This is a genomic window from Synechococcus sp. CC9902, from assembly GCF_000012505.1.
GTDB lineage: Bacteria > Cyanobacteriota > Cyanobacteriia > PCC-6307 > Cyanobiaceae > Parasynechococcus.
Window position 1 is genome coordinate 253,877 of sequence record NC_007513.1, and the last position, 16,524, is coordinate 270,400.

15 protein-coding genes and 1 pseudogene are annotated in these 16,524 nt (G+C 55.4%); 6 read left to right on the forward strand and 10 right to left on the reverse strand.

The genetic code is table 11. The features are described 5' to 3' along the window. Window positions 1-438: 438 nt before the first annotated feature. Window positions 439-1,665 carry a DegT/DnrJ/EryC1/StrS family aminotransferase gene (locus tag SYNCC9902_RS01150; RefSeq protein WP_011359077.1) on the reverse strand — a complete coding sequence of 409 codons (1,227 nt, stop codon included), beginning with the start codon at window positions 1,663-1,665 and terminating at the stop codon, window positions 439-441. 19 nt (window positions 1,666-1,684) lie between these two features. Then, on the reverse strand, window positions 1,685-2,353 hold the full coding sequence (locus SYNCC9902_RS01155) for a thioredoxin family protein (RefSeq protein WP_011359078.1): 669 nt from the start codon (window positions 2,351-2,353) through the stop codon (window positions 1,685-1,687). 6 nt (window positions 2,354-2,359) lie between these two features. On the opposite strand from SYNCC9902_RS01155, the gene SYNCC9902_RS01160 reads away from it, so the two are divergent. Beyond that, window positions 2,360-2,914, forward strand: a complete 555-nt coding sequence (locus SYNCC9902_RS01160) for a hypothetical protein (RefSeq protein WP_041424729.1) — start codon at window positions 2,360-2,362, stop codon at window positions 2,912-2,914. Here SYNCC9902_RS01160 and SYNCC9902_RS01165 read toward each other — a convergent pair. Then, window positions 2,860-3,300, reverse strand: coding sequence for a hypothetical protein (locus tag SYNCC9902_RS01165; RefSeq protein ID WP_011359080.1), 441 nt, complete (start codon window positions 3,298-3,300; stop codon window positions 2,860-2,862). The two genes, SYNCC9902_RS01160 and SYNCC9902_RS01165, sit on opposite strands and share 55 nt — an antisense overlap. After that, window positions 3,300-4,196, reverse strand: a complete 897-nt coding sequence (locus tag SYNCC9902_RS01170; RefSeq protein WP_011359081.1) for an FAD-binding domain-containing protein — start codon at window positions 4,194-4,196, stop codon at window positions 3,300-3,302. The genes SYNCC9902_RS01165 and SYNCC9902_RS01170 overlap by 1 nt, the downstream gene beginning before the upstream one ends. A gap of 84 nt (window positions 4,197-4,280) precedes the next feature. Here SYNCC9902_RS01170 and fabI point away from each other — a divergent pair, with 84 nt between their 5' ends. The 5 genes from fabI to SYNCC9902_RS12320 all read left to right on the forward strand — a co-directional run bounded on the left by fabI (window position 4,281) and on the right by SYNCC9902_RS12320 (window position 9,311). Further along, window positions 4,281-5,063 (forward strand): enoyl-ACP reductase FabI, encoded by a 783-nt coding sequence (gene fabI / locus SYNCC9902_RS01175; RefSeq protein ID WP_041425269.1) that lies wholly within the window; start codon window positions 4,281-4,283, stop codon window positions 5,061-5,063. Between the two features lie 167 nt (window positions 5,064-5,230). Further along, the gene (gene hisB, locus SYNCC9902_RS01180) at window positions 5,231-5,836 is read left to right on the forward strand and encodes an imidazoleglycerol-phosphate dehydratase HisB (RefSeq protein WP_011359083.1); all 606 of its coding nucleotides are present in this window, start codon (window positions 5,231-5,233) and stop codon (window positions 5,834-5,836) included. A 67-nt stretch (window positions 5,837-5,903) separates the two neighbouring features. After that, window positions 5,904-7,373, forward strand: a complete 1,470-nt coding sequence (locus tag SYNCC9902_RS01185) for a carotenoid oxygenase family protein (RefSeq protein ID WP_011359084.1) — start codon at window positions 5,904-5,906, stop codon at window positions 7,371-7,373. Between the two features lie 97 nt (window positions 7,374-7,470). Next, entirely contained in the window at window positions 7,471-8,151 is a 681-nt protein-coding gene (locus SYNCC9902_RS01190; protein WP_011359085.1) for an SIMPL domain-containing protein, read from the forward strand. A gap of 95 nt (window positions 8,152-8,246) precedes the next feature. Next, entirely contained in the window at window positions 8,247-9,311 is a 1,065-nt protein-coding gene (locus SYNCC9902_RS12320; RefSeq protein WP_156771031.1) for a hypothetical protein, read from the forward strand. A 181-nt stretch (window positions 9,312-9,492) separates the two neighbouring features. On the opposite strand, the gene SYNCC9902_RS01200 is transcribed toward SYNCC9902_RS12320, so the two are convergent. From SYNCC9902_RS01200 to SYNCC9902_RS01225, 6 genes and pseudogenes are all read right to left on the reverse strand, one after another. Beyond that, window positions 9,493-11,043 (reverse strand): BCCT family transporter, encoded by a 1,551-nt coding sequence (locus SYNCC9902_RS01200; protein WP_011359087.1) that lies wholly within the window; start codon window positions 11,041-11,043, stop codon window positions 9,493-9,495. Window positions 11,044-11,075: 32 nt separating this feature from the next. Next, window positions 11,076-12,269 carry an FAD-dependent oxidoreductase gene (locus tag SYNCC9902_RS01205; protein ID WP_011359088.1) on the reverse strand — a complete coding sequence of 398 codons (1,194 nt, stop codon included), beginning with the start codon at window positions 12,267-12,269 and terminating at the stop codon, window positions 11,076-11,078. Continuing rightward, window positions 12,266-13,321, reverse strand: coding sequence for a Glu/Leu/Phe/Val dehydrogenase dimerization domain-containing protein (locus SYNCC9902_RS01210; RefSeq protein WP_011359089.1), 1,056 nt, complete (start codon window positions 13,319-13,321; stop codon window positions 12,266-12,268). The genes SYNCC9902_RS01205 and SYNCC9902_RS01210 overlap by 4 nt, the downstream gene beginning before the upstream one ends. Beyond that, a pseudogene (locus SYNCC9902_RS01215) lies at window positions 13,321-14,354 on the reverse strand (SAM-dependent methyltransferase). Before SYNCC9902_RS01215 ends, SYNCC9902_RS01210 begins: the two are co-directional and overlap by 1 nt. A 72-nt stretch (window positions 14,355-14,426) precedes the next feature. Next, on the reverse strand, window positions 14,427-15,017 hold the full coding sequence (gene rdgB, locus SYNCC9902_RS01220) for an RdgB/HAM1 family non-canonical purine NTP pyrophosphatase (protein WP_011359090.1): 591 nt from the start codon (window positions 15,015-15,017) through the stop codon (window positions 14,427-14,429). Further along, on the reverse strand, window positions 15,014-16,477 hold the full coding sequence (locus SYNCC9902_RS01225; protein WP_011359091.1) for a phosphoglucomutase/phosphomannomutase family protein: 1,464 nt from the start codon (window positions 16,475-16,477) through the stop codon (window positions 15,014-15,016). The genes rdgB and SYNCC9902_RS01225 overlap by 4 nt, the downstream gene beginning before the upstream one ends. Between the last annotated feature and the right edge of the window lie 47 nt (window positions 16,478-16,524).

Below are 16,524 nucleotides of genomic sequence, written 5' to 3' on the forward strand. Positions count from 1 at the left end.
CCAGTTCCTGAAGGCTGATAGGTGAAATTAATATCTAAGATTGTTGATCATTTTTAGGGTTGATGTGCAATTGTTTTGATAGCAGCTCAACTTCAAGGCGCTTTGAGCTTCGGTTTGTAATAGGAGAGATTAGTGTTTGATGAAATATTCGGAGGGTGCTTTGTATGTCCTGTTAAATCAGGTTGTCGGAAGTCCAGATAAAGAATGTGCCACTTGCTAATGTCTGATCAATCACGCCACCTGGGAAGTCTGTCAATGCTTTGACTCCCGCATCATTGTGGCGGCAATGCCGATTCATCGATGTTGGCTTTAGTAAATTGATTTGAACTAATCAGAATTTTGGCCGACTTACGATGTTTCTGATGAAAATCTCTTCCTGATTTTTGTCCAATTAGTTAAGACTATTGTGATCGCAAATTTCACGAATTTTGGTGCTCTTTACGCCACCATTCGATTTTGAGTCACGTTTTTGACTAAAGGGTCGTGGCTGAGGAGATTCTCCAAAGCCTTCACGACTTGGTCTTGTTGCGTGGCCGTTAATTCAGGAAAGATCGGCAAGCTCAGGACCTCACTACACAATCGTTCTGTGACAGGAAAAGTGCCTTCTCCATGTCCGAGGTGGGCGTATGCCGGTTGGCGATGAATCGGAATTGGGTAATAAATAATCGTGCTCACCCCTGCATCCTGAAGCGCTTGCTTGAACCAATCCCGGCAACGGCTCTCGGGCAGGCCGTGGGTGGCGCTGGTGGCGGAGGTTGGGCAGCTACCTGCACAGAGTGGGGAAGCATTGGCACATGGACCCACGCGCACAACGAATTGATTCCAGCTGTGCCCGTTGTCTCCCTTGGGTAAAACGATGCCGGGTAATTCGGCCAGCCGCTCTAGGTAGCGGTTTGCAATGGTGCTGCGGTTCTTGATCCAACCCGCCAGTTTTGGCAATTTCACATTGAGCACCGCTGCCTGGATCGCGTCGAGGCGGCTGTTGTATCCGAGGGCCGTGTGGAGATAACGCTGTGGCATGCCATGCACAGCAAGCTCTCGCATGGTTTGGGCGAGCCCAGCATCGTTGGTGGTGACGGCACCACCATCACCAGCCGCACCAAGGTTTTTGGTGGGGAAGAAACTAAAGCAGCCCACATCACCGAAGCTTCCTACAGGCTGACCAGCCCAGGTGGCGCCAGTCGCCTGGGCGCAGTCTTCGACCACCTTGAGGTTGTGGGTGGTAGCAATGGCCATGCATCGGGTCATGTCCACCGGACGACCGAACAGATGCACTGGAATTAGTGCCTTACTGCGTGGTGTGATCACCGCTTCGATTTGATCGAAGTTGATGAGGTACGTGGTCGGGTCGACATCCACAAAAACGGGAGTGGCGCCAACGGCACTGATCGCTTCCGCTGTGGCGAAAAAACTAAAAGAGCAGGTAATCACCTCATCACCAGCCCCCACCCCTAGGGCTCGCAGCGCCAGGATCAGGGCATCAGTGCCGCTATTGCAGCCCACAGCAAAATCCACACCCGTGGCAGCAGCAAATGCTGTTTCGAAGTGTTGGATTTGAGCGCCGCCTATGTATTGGCCGCTCTGCAGCACAGATAGCACTGCCCTCTCGAGATCGGCACTCAGATCATTGATCTGTTGGCTGAGGCTGAACGGAGGAACCTGCATGAAGGAAATCTTAAGCGGTTTAGCCAAACCACTCGGGCTCTTGGCCGGGGTTCCACTTCACGTTGCATCCCACTGAGGCCACCTGTTTTTGGCTAACTGATGTTCCTGTCAGCACCGCATTGAGCGCGGCTCGGAGGTCGGATCCATTCAAGGGTTGGTTGTTGCCGGGCCTACTGGAATCCAGCTGACCCCGATATTGCAGGGTTGGACTGCTGTCCTTGCTGTCCTGGCTGAACAGATAAAACTCTGGTGTACAGGCGGCTTGGAGGGATTTTGCGAGCACCTGTTGATCGTCCAATAGATACGGAAATGCCCAGCCATGGCGTTGAGCCTGCTCTGCCAGTTGTGCTGGTCCGTCCTGGGGATGGGTGATCAAGCTGTTGCTGCTGAGGCCAACGAATTGCACCTGAGAAGCGAAGTCGTTCTCCAGGCGAGTGATCTCAGGTTCGATGTGCTTTACGAAGGGGCAATGGGCACAAAGCACCATGAGCAGGATTGGCTTTTGCTCAAAGTCCGTTGAGGCGAACGTGTCAGCTTTGACCTGGACGCCGTTGACCTTGTCTCCGTTGACCCTGGCCAAACGAAATGCTGGCAAAGGTGTTCCAAGGGCCAGCATTGTTGAAGCTGTACGAGCCATCGCAGCACTGCAGATCCAAACGGTCTCCATCAGGATGGCGCCAGATGGCATGGATGGATGCGGCGGGTCTTGTTGCTCTCAGGCCTCGTCATCGGCCTGGTGAGCTGCGGTGTTTCGTCTGAACCCCCAAGTTGGCGGATCTTTGCGTTGCAGCGGCATGGTGCCCATGACGGCCTCGCAGTGGTGAACCAGCCGGATGGCTACGGCATCCACATTGTCTTAGAAACCGACACCAGTAATCCGGAGGTTTGTCAGCCCCGTTGGTTGCCGGACGCGGCTCGTTTGTTTAATGGCAACGGATCAACCCCATTTAGCTCTGGCCTCGCCAGCCGCACGGAATTTTTTCAGTCCGTTGCCCGCCGCGACGTCTTGCGGGCGCTTCAGGGTGAGCTCCAGCAACTGTGTGCTCTGCGTGCACCCCAAGCGCGGTGGACCTGGACCAAGCCTCCGCGGTCAGAAGCGGAGGTGATCCCGGTGGAGTTACCGGCTTTGGAGGAGGAGGACCTCCTGACAAATCCCTTGGAGGAGCTGAAACGGCTCAAACAACTGATGAAGAATCAATCCGACGGCTTGAAGAGCTCCCAGACCACCGGCTCTGCTTCGCGCCAATAGCGACTGAATCGCCCGAGACGAGGAGGACGCGGTAAGTCAACAAAGGGCTCCCCATCAAGAATCCAAAGGGGGCAATCACGGTTGATGGCTGCCCCATGGCGTTGCAATCGCGGCTCAATGGCACCACTACTGATCACGCCATCAGCTCCATGACGTTCGGCAAACGCCAGCACCTCCGCGACAACATCGCCTTTACGAAGGGTGACCGGGAGATCTAAACAGCATTCGTAGAGAAAGCCCAGGCGCTTGCGGCTGATGTGCTTCGTACGAATCCAGTCTTGATCGAAAACAAACAGAGCCGGGGCGTCTGGGTAATCCTCGAGGGCTGGGTTGGTGCTGCCGAGCGACTCCTCATGCACCCAAACAATCGGTCGTTTTAGATCCATCAGAAGCGCTGGGTGCTGGGGTTTGGACGAGCCGTCGACTTGTTGCGGTGGTTTTGTCGACGGGCCGGAATGTCACGTATTGGTGCCCGCTGAGTGAACAGGGTGGTCTCGAGCTGTTCGTAGCTGGCATCGAAGGGGCACTGATTTGCGCTGGAACAGGTCTTGCAGAAACGCCCTTCGCTGTAGCGCTCAAGATTGTCGCGATTGAAAAAGTAGGGCTTGTGGCTGAAGGTGCTGGCGATCCATTGCCAACTCAAATGGTTGCTGGCGGGATCTCCATCAAGCAAGTGCTCGAGGAACCAATCCGCGCCGGCTTTCCAATGCACATGTCGCCAGTGCACCAGCCATGCGGCCATCCACATCCGGGCGTGGTTATGGAGCCAGCCCGTGCTGACCAGTTCCTCCCGAAATCCATCCATGCAGGCCAATCCTGTGCAGCCATCACGGACGTCGTCTGGGAGCTCTCGGCTGTAGCTGGCCGCGCTGTGGCCGGTTTTGAATGCTTCTTGGTCGTCGTCGATGCGATCACCGAGGTCTTGCCACATGCGTTGCCAAAAGTCGCGCCAGCCCAACTCATTGATCAACTTGCTCCCGTCATCGCGTTTGCTGATGCCTTGAAACACCGCATCACGCACCTCCGCAAGAGTGAAAACACCGTGGCGAATGTAAGGAGACAGACGGGTTACGGCGCCGTTGACGTGATTGCGGCTGCGGGCGTACCGCTTTACATCCATTTTTCGGATTTGCTTTTCGGCTGCTCTCCGACCGCCACGGATCGGGCTGATCGCACCACTTGCTTCTGGAAACTCTTGTTCCAGCAAGGTATTTAGAGCTTCTCGAGAACTTATATCTCTTGGCAAATCACCGGCGATTGGAGGCGAAGCAGGGGCTGGCACCGGCTTTCTGAAGCATCGGGCGTTTGATCTTGGCGGGGGATGGGGGAGAATCGCGCGAATTCAACCCTGTTCCGGTTCGTTCTGATGCTGCTCGATCTCACCGGCAAAAAAATCTTGGTTACCGGCATTGCCAACAACCGCTCGATTGCCTGGGGCATCGCTCAGCAACTCAAAGCGGCAGGTGCTGACCTTGGCATCACCTACCTCCCCGACGACAAAGGCCGTTTTGAATCCAAGGTGCGTGAGCTCACCGCTCCTTTGGAGCCCAGCTTGTTCTTGCCCCTGAATGTCCAAGATCCAGAACAGATGGCGAGTGTGTTCGCCGAGATCAAAGAAAAGTGGGGCGTCCTTGATGGTTTGGTCCACTGCCTGGCTTTCGCCGGCAAAGAGGAATTGATTGGTGATTACAGCGCCACCACGGCGGAAGGTTTTGCGCGCTCCTTGGATATCAGCGCCTATTCCTTGGCTCCACTCTGTGCCCATGCCAAGCCGCTGTTCAGCGAGAAGGCTGGTGTGATCACCCTCTCCTACCTGGGCGCTGACCGCGCGATCCCGAACTACAACGTCATGGGTGTTGCTAAGGCAGCCCTAGAAGCGTCAGTTCGCTACTTGGCTGCCGAGCTCGGTCCGGACAAGCAGGTTCGCGTCAATGCCATCAGTGCCGGCCCCATCCGCACGCTGGCCAGTTCAGCCATCGGCGGCATCCTCGACATGATTCACCACGTTGAGGAAAGAGCTCCTTTGCGTCGCACCGTCACTCAGATGGAAGTGGGAGGCACTGCTGCGTTTCTCTTGAGCGACCTGGCTAGCGGGATTTCGGGGCAAACCATTTATGTGGATGCCGGCTACTGCGTGACTGGGATGTGATTCCCGATCCCTAGCCCATGGGGATCGTTGGCTTGGCTGTTGAACCACAACAGATTGGTCCGAGCGAAACATCCCCTCTTGCCGGGGTTTGGGTTGAGTGGTTTGGCGAATGGGCCAATGCTTCGCCATGATCAGCGCACAGCAACGGTCGATGGGAATTCAGGAGCATGCGCACGGGTGAAGTTCACCGCCATACCGGCGAGACCGACGTCAAGGTCAAGCTCGACCTCGATGGAAGTGGTTGTTGCGAGGCTTCTACCGGTGTGCCCTTCCTCGATCACATGCTGAATCAAATCAGCAGCCATGGATTAATCGATCTGACGATTACTGCGGTGGGTGATACCCACATCGATGATCACCACACCAACGAAGACGTGGGCATCGCGGTGGGTCAGGCCCTCAGTCAAGCCTTAGGTGATCGAAAGGGGATCCATCGGTTTGGTCATTTTGTGGCGCCCCTCGATGAAGCCCTTGTGCAAGTGGCATTGGATTGCTCTGGTCGGCCTCATATCAGCTATGGGCTAACCATTCCTACCCAAAAGATTGGCAGTTACGACACAGAATTGGTCAAAGAATTTTTCGTCGCAGTTGCGAATAACAGTGGGCTCACCCTGCATATCCGCCAGTTGGATGGTGTGAATTCCCATCACATCGTGGAGGCCTGCTTTAAGGCTTTTGCCCGTGCTCTGCGTATGGCCACTGAAATTGATCCCCGTCGAGCCGGCGCGATCCCGAGCAGTAAAGGTGTTTTAGAGCAGGCTGGCGCCAACTAAATCACCTGTCATTGGCCGCGTTTCATGGCCGATTACGAGATGATGGTTTGTATCAGAGTCGTTATTCGTGACTGTTGCACCCACCCGTCCATACAGCCGCGAGGACTGGTCGAGTGCCTTCGTCAATGTGGATGAAGAGCTCACCGATGTGGCGCTCATCCCTGTGCGTGGCACCATTCCCTCCGAACTCAAGGGCACGCTCTATCGCAATGGTCCTGGCCGCCTAGAACGCAATGGCCATCGGGTTCACCACCCCTTCGATGGCGACGGAATGATCGCCGCGATGCGGTTTGAGAATGGCGCTGTTTCCCTCACCAATCGTTTTGTCCGCACGGAAGGTTGGCTCGCCGAGGAAAAGGCCAATAAGGTTCTTTATCGCGGTGTCTTTGGGAGTCAGAAGCCCGGTGGGCGCCTCGCCAATGCCTTCGATTTACGGCTGAAAAACATCGCCAATACCAATGTGGTGCGGCTTGGGGATCAGCTTCTAGCTCTCTGGGAGGCTGCAGAGCCCCATGCCCTTGACCCCGTCAGTTTGGAAACGCGTGGCTTGTCACGGATGGATGGTGTGTTGAAAAAGGGAGAGGCGTTTAGTGCTCACCCGCGCTTCGATGCTGGGCACCACGACCGCCCGAGGATGGTCACATTTGGGGTGAAAGCTGGCCCCCGCAGCACCATCCGCTTAATGGAGTTCGCCACCGATGGCCCAGATGCTGGTGTGCTTTTGAACGACCGATCCGACAGCTTTCCGGGCTTCGCGTTCTTGCACGACTTTGCGATAACACCCAACTGGGCGGTGTTTCTTCAAAACGCTATTTCCTTCAATCCGCTGCCGTTTGTCACTGGAGAAAAGGGCGCTGCGCAATGTTTGGCGTCCCAGCCGGGTGGGAAAGGACGCTTCTGGTTGATTCCTCGAGATTGTGGTCGTTTCGCTGGTCAAAAACCGCGCATCCTTGAAGCTCCAGATGGATTTGTGTTCCATCACCTCAATGCCTTTGAGGATGGAGATCACGTGGTGGTGGAGAGCATCGTTTACGACGACTTTCCATCGATTGGTCCAGACGATGATTTTGCCCAGGTCGATTTCGACAGCATTCCAGAGGGGATCCTGCATCGTTGCCGGCTTGATTTGAGTCGTGAGATGGTTCAAACCGAGCGGATTGCCAACCGCACCTGCGAGTTCGCCATGGTGAATCCTCAGCGCCAGGGACTTTCAGCGCAATATGCCTGGATGGCGGTGGCCGAACGGGATATCGGTAATGATCCGCTGCAGGCTATCCAGAAGCTGGATCTGAGCTCTGGCGACACCAGCACATGGAGTGCTGCGCCCCGTGGTTTCGTTAGCGAGCCCTTGATGGTTGCTCGCCCTGGTGCTTCCGCAGAGGATGATGGTTGGGTGCTGGATTTGGTCTGGAACGGAGCGCGCGGAGCGTCCGACCTGGTGATCCTCAATGCGGCTGACTTATCTGAAGCGGCCGTACTCGAATTGCCCTTGGCGATTCCCCATGGACTGCATGGCAGCTGGGCAGCATCGGTCTGATTCGGTTCAGTCACATCTAGGCAGATTTCAGTTCGCGTCTGGTTGCTGATTGCAATCCGTTCAGTCTCAAGCTGGTGGAACTGAACGGTGAGTTTTGATGCGGAGTTTTAGAGCTGTTGTGATCGTTGGCTTGCTGTTGGGAGCGGCAACTCCGATGCATGCGCACGAGGTGAGGTGTGACGGAACTCTGTTGGAGCTTGCCGTCGTCGAGGAGGGCACCAGCCACACAGATCGTTTTCAATTCGCCTTGCGTTTGGAAGCGAAAGCCAGTTCGAAGAACGATGCTTTGAACGAATTGAATCGTCGGCTCGGCACGGTTCGCCGAAAGATTTCTGGCTTGGCGATGGGGGGACTCATCGTGTCGGCCCCACGCACTTATACGGTTGGCAGCACAACTGCAACTCAGCAGCGTCATCAGGCCACCTCCAGCATCACCGGTGAGGTGAGCCGTTCCAACTACGACCCCTTGATTCAGCAGGCTGGACGTTTGCCCGGCGTCAGTCTTCAGGGGATGACGTCGCTGTCCTCCACGGATGGTGCACGTTCTCTGCAACAGCAATTGCTTGAGAGAGCCTTAGCCACAGGGCGGCGACAAGCGGAGTCCACACAGCAGCTGTTGGGACTACGCCAACTTCGGTTGATCCGGATTGATCAGCGCAGTGGGGGAGGTGCTCTACGCATGAGTGCCCTGTCTCGCAAGGAAAGGAGTTTTGACCCAGCTGAAGCGCCCAAACCCCGTCAATCCATTCGACTCAATCTCGACTATTGCTTGAATTGATCCCTATGCCGTTGTTGTGACTGTTGAGCGGAAGTGAATTCGTTGGTAAGACCATATTTCTAGCGTGATAATTTGATGATCATCGTTGATCCTTTGTGCCCACTTCATTTGCTCTTCCGCAGATCAATAGCGATGAGCGGATGTTGTGGATTCATGCTGGGCCTCATAAGGCAGCCAGCAGTTATGTAACTGAACGGTTGCGTAAAAATCGCAGCACCTTGGCGGCACAAAGAGTATTAATGGATGGAGATAATAATCTCCTCGCTAATTCTATTGCCGAGAAAAATTATCAGCCTTTGGAACAGGCCCTTTCAGGATTGCCGAGTGATTTTCAACGTATTTTAATTAGCAGTTCATCCCTTGATACGCGAATTCTGAAACGGAGTGTTCTGACTATTCTCCGTGATATGGCATCATCATATGGATTTAAACTTGGCATTAGTTATTTTATTAGAGACCAGCAATCCTGGCTGAATTCGGTATATTGTCATCGTGTCCGACGCTTTCGTTCAACGCAAGATTTTCCTGATTATTGTCGATATATTATGAATAATCCAAGCTCTTGGGATATTAGTTATCCGTCAAAATTTAGCCCCCTGAAGGATTATCCAGAGATTGTAAAAATGTTTCTGCCTTTGTCCCGGCAAGTGGAAATAACAGATCCTTTTCTTGCCTTGACGTCCGCTTTAGGCTTAAAGGAGCCCCCTGGAATTGGCTGGCTAAAGGGAGAGCCTTCGAAAAAGAATATTCAGCCCGGTGCCAAAGGGATTTGGATGTCTCGGGTTTGTTATCAGCTTATGGAATCTCTAGGTTTTGATCCGGATGTGTTGAATCGCAAGGGGAAAGTGATTCGTGATCTTGCGATTGAGCGAGGTTGGGATCAGGAGAAGTTTGATGGTTTTGATCAGCCACTTCTGGATCGCGTGGCCGGTTTTTATGCGTCATCCAATGATGCCTTTTCGCGTGAGCATTGGGGTGTTTCTTGGAATGAATTGTTTCCGGTGAAGGCGGCTTCTCAATTTGTTTATTCGGGGCCGGACTCTGAACAGGAGAAGAAAGAAATGCGTCGTTTGATGGTTCGTGTGTTGCGAGAGCTTCACTTCCCTTGGCCTTTGCGCAAGAGATTTTTTAAGGGCTATGACTCCATCGTTGCTGGATGAGCTAATTCTCATATCATCCAGATGTCATTTATGCATAAAATGTTAATTGATTCAAAAATGAATAGTGTTAATAGCCTTCTATATTCTCTAGTTTCGGGAATTATCCGAAGCTGGTATTTTCATGTTTTGCAAATAGCTTTTTAAATTATATTTTATTGAGCTAGTTAAATATATGTTTGGATTAATTTGATCTGTTTTGCTTTAAGGATTCTTTCCAGGCGAGGCGCGGTGCACTCCAAAGCGTGAACAGCACTAAGGGTGTTACCGGAACAGCTGTAATCACGATGAAGGCTTGCAGGGCATCGATCGAGGTGCTGTCACCAAGCCCGGTTCCGATGCGCAGCAGCACCAGGGTGAGGCTGCCGATCATTAGGGCCCAGAACAGGCGCAGGGCTGGAGGTGGCTCGTTGCGGCCACTCACCACCATGGCCGCGGCATAACTCATTGAATCGGCACTGGTGCACATAAACAGCACCACAAGAATGAGTCCGACAGGGATGAGTAGGCCAGAGAGTGGAAGCGCGCTGAGAATTGCGAGCAAGGCTGCTGCTGCTCCGTTCTGTGCAAGGGCGTCCGTAATCCCAGCGCCGGCAAGCTCAAGATGCATGCCAGTTCCACCGAGCAACGTGAACCAAAGGTTGGTCACGATCGGGCAGAAGATTGCGACGGCCAACACGAGTTCTCGCAGGCTGCGTCCACGGCTCACTCCCGCCGTAAATAAGCCCATGAGTGGTGCGTAACCAAGAAACCAACCCCAATAGAACACCGTCCAACCATTGACCCAATTGTTCGCAGAATCGTTCTGAGCCAGGGCCATCTGGGGGAGATGGATCAAGTAGGTGAGGAAGCCGCTGAAAAAATGCTGAATCAACCAGAGGCCAGGGCCAAGCAGGAGTAGTGCTGCTGCCATCCCGATGGTGAGCCACACATTGAGCTCAGAGAGCCATTTGATGCCCTTTTGTATTCCGCTAACTGTCGATGTAGCGAACACAGCTGTAAGCATGAGCACCACGACAGATTGCAATCCAGCGCTATCGCTTAACCAGGGGAGCTGACCGGCGGCATTGCTCAGTTGGAGGGATAGGAAGCCCAAGGGGCCCACAGTTCCTGCAATGGCAGCCACCACTGATAGGCCATCTGCCAAGTCACCCAGCGGACCATCAACGAGTTGTCTCGGCAGGATATTGACCAGCAGGGTGCGAGGGCGGAGTGGTTCTCCACGTCGTTCCAAAATGGAATAGGTAATGGTCGTGGTGGTTGCCACCAACGCCCAAGCCAAAAAGCCCCAGTGCAGGAAGCTCACGGCTAATGCTGGGTCGACCGCTGCGGCAGTTCCTCCCGTTACCCCCTCGAAGGTTGGTGATGGTGTTTGGAAGTGAAAGAGCGGCTCAGCTGCCGACCAAAACACCCCACCTCCTGCCAACAGCGTGCAGATCAAAACTGCACACCAGTCAAAGAATTTCAGGCTTGGCTTCGCATCTTCTCCGCCGAGGCGGAGGCGGCCAACCGGACTGATGGCAATCGCGATTGCGATCAGAAACAGCAGCAACACCATCCATTGCCAGATTCCTCCAAGCGCATTGCTCACAATCGCCTTGCCTGTTTCGGTGAAGTGCTTTGCCAGAGCTAAATCGATAGCGGAGACCACCAGGAAGATCAGCAGTGGTCCAGCACCCACCCAGAGCGGGGGTTGTTTCCACCAGGAGCGAGACGTTGTTGGAATTTCAGACACAGTTCAAAAACGATGGATTCTTCGGTGCGGACTTAGGCGCAGACGGCAGAACGCTTGTGGTTCCAGCAGGAAATATCGACGGCGGGTGATTCTCCTCTGGCTAAGCGTGCGAGGGAGTCGCCAATCAAGGGTGCGAATTTGAACGATTGCCCAGATCCGCCGCAGAACAAACTCAACTTGGGGCTGAGGCGATCAAGAACGAAGTTCACATCGCTGGTCATCGAATACGGGCTGATGACAGTTTCGACGCGCTCCTGAATCCCACTCACGTTGTTGAACAGAAAATGGTCGAGCAATTCGACTAGCCGTGCCGGTGGTTCGCTGCACATGGCATTGGGTTCTTTCACCCGCAACTCTTTGGGGGCCCAATCGATGCCAGCTTTGATGCGAGGACGTCCATCGCTGGTGGTGCTGAGGACAGGAAAGCCGTAGTACAAGCCACCGTCATCACCCCGTTCCTTCTGGAAGCAGAACCACTGGGGATACCGATCGGCAAGGGCTGGATCCACGGTGTAATGTGCCCAAAGCATTGGCCACACCTCAAGTTTGGGCGCTAACCCCAAAGGTGCCAAGAGCAACTGGCTCCAAACGCCGCAAGCCACAACAACTTGATCGGCGGCAATGTGCTGACCGGATTCCAGGAGAACACCACCGCCATCGTCATCCAAGCTGCGCACCGGAGCATGTTCAACCAGCCGGTGGCCGGCTTGTTCAGCCGTTTTTCGCCAATGGGCAATGACTTTGTCACTGCGAACCGCACCGGCAGTGGGTTCAAACAGGCCAGTGAAGTCTGCTTTTGGCTTTAAGGGGAACCGCGCTGAGATCTCCCCAGCATTCAGAGCTTCATATGGGATGCCTTGGTCGTCCATGACGCGCCGGGCGCCAGGAATTGATCCTTCAATGGTTTCTTCATCCCAGCTTTCTCCATAAAAGAGCAAGCCATGGGTTTCACGCAGGGTCTCACCGGCGTGAACTTCCTCTTCCCTCCAGAGCCGATTGGCTTCTTGGGCCAGCTTGCAGAGCACTGGGTCGGAGTACATCTCCCGGAACATTCGGGTTTCGCCAAAGCTGCTGGCTTGGGCGTGAGCCAGAGTTTTGGCCTCTAACAGCACAACATCAGAAACGCCCTGCCGGGCGAGCGATGCGGCGCAACTCAAGCCGGCCATTCCTCCGCCGATGATCACCACGGAGGCTTGATCGGGGAGGGATGAAAGGTTGTTGCTCATGGGGTGTCTTTAAAGCTCAGGCCGATGGGATCGGTGGCGGTATCTGCTGCGACTTCGGTGAGCGCATCTCCTACTGATAGCCCTTGTTCGCGTTGCGACAAGTATTCGGTTGCCCTTCGGCGCACTTCGCTACGAACGAAGGCGTAAACGTCTTCAGCGCCGGCACCTTTCCAGGCTTGTGGTGAAAAACGCTCGATCGAGTCGGCAATCACCGCACCAGCATTCACCAGAGGATCGGGGAGAACGGGGATCCCACGCTGGCGAAGTTCGTCGGCGAGTTGAGGGTTCTGGAAGGGAGCATTGGCCGCCGGCACCACGGCCTTTGTTCGCATTCCTTCAGCAATCTCGGAGTTGATCAATCCGGAGATTGAGCAAGGAAGCATCAGATCCACTTTCACTTCCCACCAGGGGCAGCTGGGAGGCAGAGGAGTGGCACCGGCCAAGCCAGCACGCTCCCGGTTGAGATCCACGGTGAAGACTGTCCAGCCTTCCTCCACCAGAGTTTTTGCGACGGTTCCCCCAACGGCTCCACAACCATGGACGAGGGCTCGTCCGGGGGTGGCATCTTTAAGGTCGCTGCTCAGTACGGCTTCGACGGCTCCGAGGGTGCCGTGGGCCGTGGCTGCACTCGCATCGACGGGGCTCCCAACGGCTGCAAGAACATGGGGTGTGAGCGACATCAGCCGCTCCATGTCTTCCAAGCTTGTGTTCAGGTCACATCCTGTGATCATCGAGCCATCCAGCGACTCCAGCAGACCTGCGGTCACGCTGATCAGTTCGTCTTTAACCGCAGCGGGCTCTTGCGCGCGTGCCACGATTTTGCCGCCGGCGAAACCGGTGCCATAAAGGTCGTGCTTGTGGGTCATTAAACCCGCCAACCGTTGACCATCAGCGATGCAGGCTTCATCGCTTGGGTAATTCAAAAGTCTTAATCCACCATTGGCTGGTCGTTTCGAGTCGGTGTTTTCTGCGACGACAAAAACTGAAAGATGCGCTGAGACGTGTTGAGCCAGAACCGACACGCTCGGCTCTGGCTTGGTTGCATTGGCCATCAAGCAACTTTCTCCATCATCTGGTGATGCTCCACGTAATCCAGGCTCCACTCATCCGGGGCAGCGGCGATGCGCTGTTCAAGACGGTCATACACCTGATCCGCGATCGTGTCCCCAGCGACGGATGCAAAGCTGTGGCGGCTCCAACTCCGGATGGTGGCCATGAGGCCAGCCGCGAAGGTTGCCGTGTCGCCGTCCTCATTCCAACGGCGGCGGTATGGGCACTTCACATACACCGTGCGTTCATCCACCAAACGGAGTCCGTTGCGGTATGCCGCTGAATTGGTGTCTTTCAGCGGTGTCATGAATTCTTCAGGGGATTTGTAGAAATTCAGGACAGTTCCTTTTTTATAAATCTCCTCAGTAATGACGCCTTCATCGGCAAGGCCACGCCAGATCTGATGCAGTTGGTCGTGCACATTGCGAGTTTCGCCTCCGTTGTGGCCCAAATAGCGACCTTCCTCATCCCGGGAGAGGTTCACCGTGAGGAGTCGGCCGCCAACTTTGAGCTCCAAACTGCGCAGTTCGAGGACGTAAGCCCAATCCTTCAGTGCTTGGGTTGTGAATCGCGTCAGAGCCTCTGAATCTCCAGATGCCAACACGTGCGTGTGGGTTTCAAGGGGACCAGGGGATTCACTCAGCCAGTGCATTGCAGTGGCTGAGAAGCCAAAACTCACCGTGTCTGGCGCGACGGAGGGTTCATAGAAGCTGCGCTCACCAAAACAGTTGGTTTTGGTGTTCGTGCAATTTGTTGGGCCAAGTTTTCAGCCAGAGCCACGTTGTCGTTGCTCGGCAGGTCGTTGCCGATCAGCGTGAGGTGGGCCTTGGGTTGATTGGCGTGCAACCGGTCCAGCACCTGGCTCCAGAGACCGACTGCAGTGCCTCCATCAGCAGCGCCGTAATCGATCAGCACGTAGCTGGATTGGGCAGGAAGTTGGTCTACACAAGTCAGGGCCCAGTCCGAGGCGGCGTTGATGCAGAGCAGTGCGCCTTCGGTCTGTGCGCTGTAACCCGTGGTCATGGCGATGGCCATTGACCTCGTCAGCGTCAGATCGCACCGTACAGGGTTTAACCCTTGCCGTCTTGAACTGATGTGCGCTCGTTGTTAATCAACGGCAATCAGGTTTTTTAGCAGTGGTTCCAGGAGAGCGAAGGCTCGCCCTCGGTGGCCGTAGCTCTTTTTTTCAGCCAGGGACATTTCTGCAAATGTGCGCCCAGTGTTGTTGACCTCAAAAATGGGGTCGTATCCAAAGCCTTGATCGCCGCGGGGGGTCTTCGTGATTTGGCCTTCACAACGGCCTTCCACTTCGAGCAACACTGCACCATCAGGAGCGGCAACACAGAGCGCTGCACTGAAGTGAGCGGAGCGCTCGTTGCACTGGAGCAAAGCTGCGAGCAATTTCTCGATGCGCTCAGGATCCGTTGGTGCGTAACGCGCCGAGTGCACTCCTGGGGCGCCATTCAAGGCTGAAACGCTCAGGCCCGAGTCGTCGGCGAGGGCCCAATGTCCTGTGGTTTGCGCCACAGCAAGGGCTTTGATTCGAGCATTCGCAGCGAATGTGGCGCCGGTTTCTTCCACGTCGAGGCCTTCTGGCTGTGGTTTTACCTCCAGAGGTAATCCGCTCAAGAGCCCTTGAAATTCATGAATTTTGCCTTGATTGCCACTGGCGATCACGAGCACCCGGTTCTCTGTCATGCCGCCTCAGCAAAGTGTTGTGCCCAGGCCAATACGGCGTGCACGCGATCGACGTCGGGTGCTTCGCAATACAAGCGAAGCAACGGTTCTGTTCCTGAGAAACGCAGCATCAGCCAGTGGCTTGGTCCCATACGAAGTTTGATGCCGTCAGTCCGAATCACCTCTCGTACATCTTCGCCAGCCACTGTCTTTGGAGTGGCTGTCGCAAGGGTCTGCTCGAGGCGTTCGCGGGCCTCCATATTTGCGAGTCGTAAATCCAGGCGGTCGTAATGACTAGCCCCACCGTGTTGGTCTTGAAGTGCGGTCAGTCGAGCGCCAAGTGGTTGTCCGCCTTCCACTAAAGCTTCCAAAACAAGAACGGCTGCATACAGCGCATCCCGTTCGGGCAGGTGCATGCCAAAGCCCACTCCTCCCGATTCTTCGCCTCCGATCAACACATCTCCCGCGAGCATTTCCGCCGCGATGTATTTGAAACCCACAGCTAGTTCCAAAACGTCTCGACCTTGCGCCTCGGCCACCAATCGCATGAGGTCCGATCCGCTGACGGTTTTCACGATTGAACCGGGCAGCGCACGGGCGCGGGCCAGATGATCGATGAGGAGGGGCATCAAGAGCTGGGTGCTGCAAAACTCACCGGCCTCGTCAATGGCGGCAATGCGATCCCCATCGCCATCGAACACGAGCCCGACCGCTGGCGTGCCAGCAGCCGTGGAGGCGCGCACCGCTGTAATTAACTCCTGCAGGTAAGGCGCAAGAGGTTCCGGAGGATTCCCTCCGAAGAGTGGGTTGCGCTCACTACGGATTTCTTCGATCCATCCAGTGCCAGCGGGTCCGAATAAATCCGAGATGCAGCCCGCCGCGGAGCCGTGCATGGGATCAACGATCACCTTGAGGTTCATTGCTTTCAGCCCCGCCATGATTGGGGCCAGATCCAGTTTTCTGCGCAGCCCATTGAGGTGTTCGTCCCGCCCTGGGAACCGTGCAACCTCGGTTTGGATTGGCGTTGTGATTCCGCCGGCAGCAAGCCGGCGTTCCACTGCTGCGGTGAAATCCCCTTCCACGGAGCCTCCGAAGGGGCCTTTGATCTTCAGCCCGAGCCATTCCGGGGGGTTATGGCTCGCAGTGATCACGAGGGCTCCAAGGGCCTGACGCTCGACGACGGCCCAGCTACAGGCTGGGGTTGGGACGGGTGTGTCCGTTAACAGGGGCTCTAACTCGCATCCACGTACAGCGGCGGCGATGGATTCCGCTAGCTCAGGGGCAAGAAAACGGCGGTCATAGCCGATTACCACTGTGCGGCTTTCAAGGCCTTCTGGGGCGCGGTGTGCGAGTTCTTGGGCGGCGGCGGCAGCCACGGGAAGAAGACGCTCCACTGTGATGTCGACCCCCAGCACTCCGCGCCAACCATCCGTGCCGAATTGAATTGGAGCTGGGCCGAGCGGTAATGGAGCCGATGCCATGGGGACACCCTGCAGTGAAATTGATCTAGCAGCCCATGGCCGTAAGG

Coding starts and splice junctions, on each gene's coding strand:
- SYNCC9902_RS01150 (WP_011359077.1), bottom strand. CDS start 1,665: ATGCAGGTTCCTCCGTTCAGCCTCAGCCAACAGATCAATGATCTGAGT.
- SYNCC9902_RS01165 (WP_011359080.1), bottom strand. CDS start 3,300: ATGGATCTAAAACGACCGATTGTTTGGGTGCATGAGGAGTCGCTCGGC.
- SYNCC9902_RS01190 (WP_011359085.1), top strand. CDS start 7,471: ATGCGGAGTTTTAGAGCTGTTGTGATCGTTGGCTTGCTGTTGGGAGCG.
- SYNCC9902_RS01155 (WP_011359078.1), bottom strand. CDS start 2,353: ATGCCATCTGGCGCCATCCTGATGGAGACCGTTTGGATCTGCAGTGCT.
- SYNCC9902_RS01210 (WP_011359089.1), bottom strand. CDS start 13,321: ATGGCCAATGCAACCAAGCCAGAGCCGAGCGTGTCGGTTCTGGCTCAA.
- SYNCC9902_RS01205 (WP_011359088.1), bottom strand. CDS start 12,269: ATGAGCAACAACCTTTCATCCCTCCCCGATCAAGCCTCCGTGGTGATC.
- fabI (WP_041425269.1), top strand. CDS start 4,281: ATGCTGCTCGATCTCACCGGCAAAAAAATCTTGGTTACCGGCATTGCC.
- rdgB (WP_011359090.1), bottom strand. CDS start 15,017: ATGACAGAGAACCGGGTGCTCGTGATCGCCAGTGGCAATCAAGGCAAA.
- hisB (WP_011359083.1), top strand. CDS start 5,231: ATGCGCACGGGTGAAGTTCACCGCCATACCGGCGAGACCGACGTCAAG.
- SYNCC9902_RS01225 (WP_011359091.1), bottom strand. CDS start 16,477: ATGGCATCGGCTCCATTACCGCTCGGCCCAGCTCCAATTCAATTCGGC.
- SYNCC9902_RS01160 (WP_041424729.1), top strand. CDS start 2,360: ATGCGGCGGGTCTTGTTGCTCTCAGGCCTCGTCATCGGCCTGGTGAGC.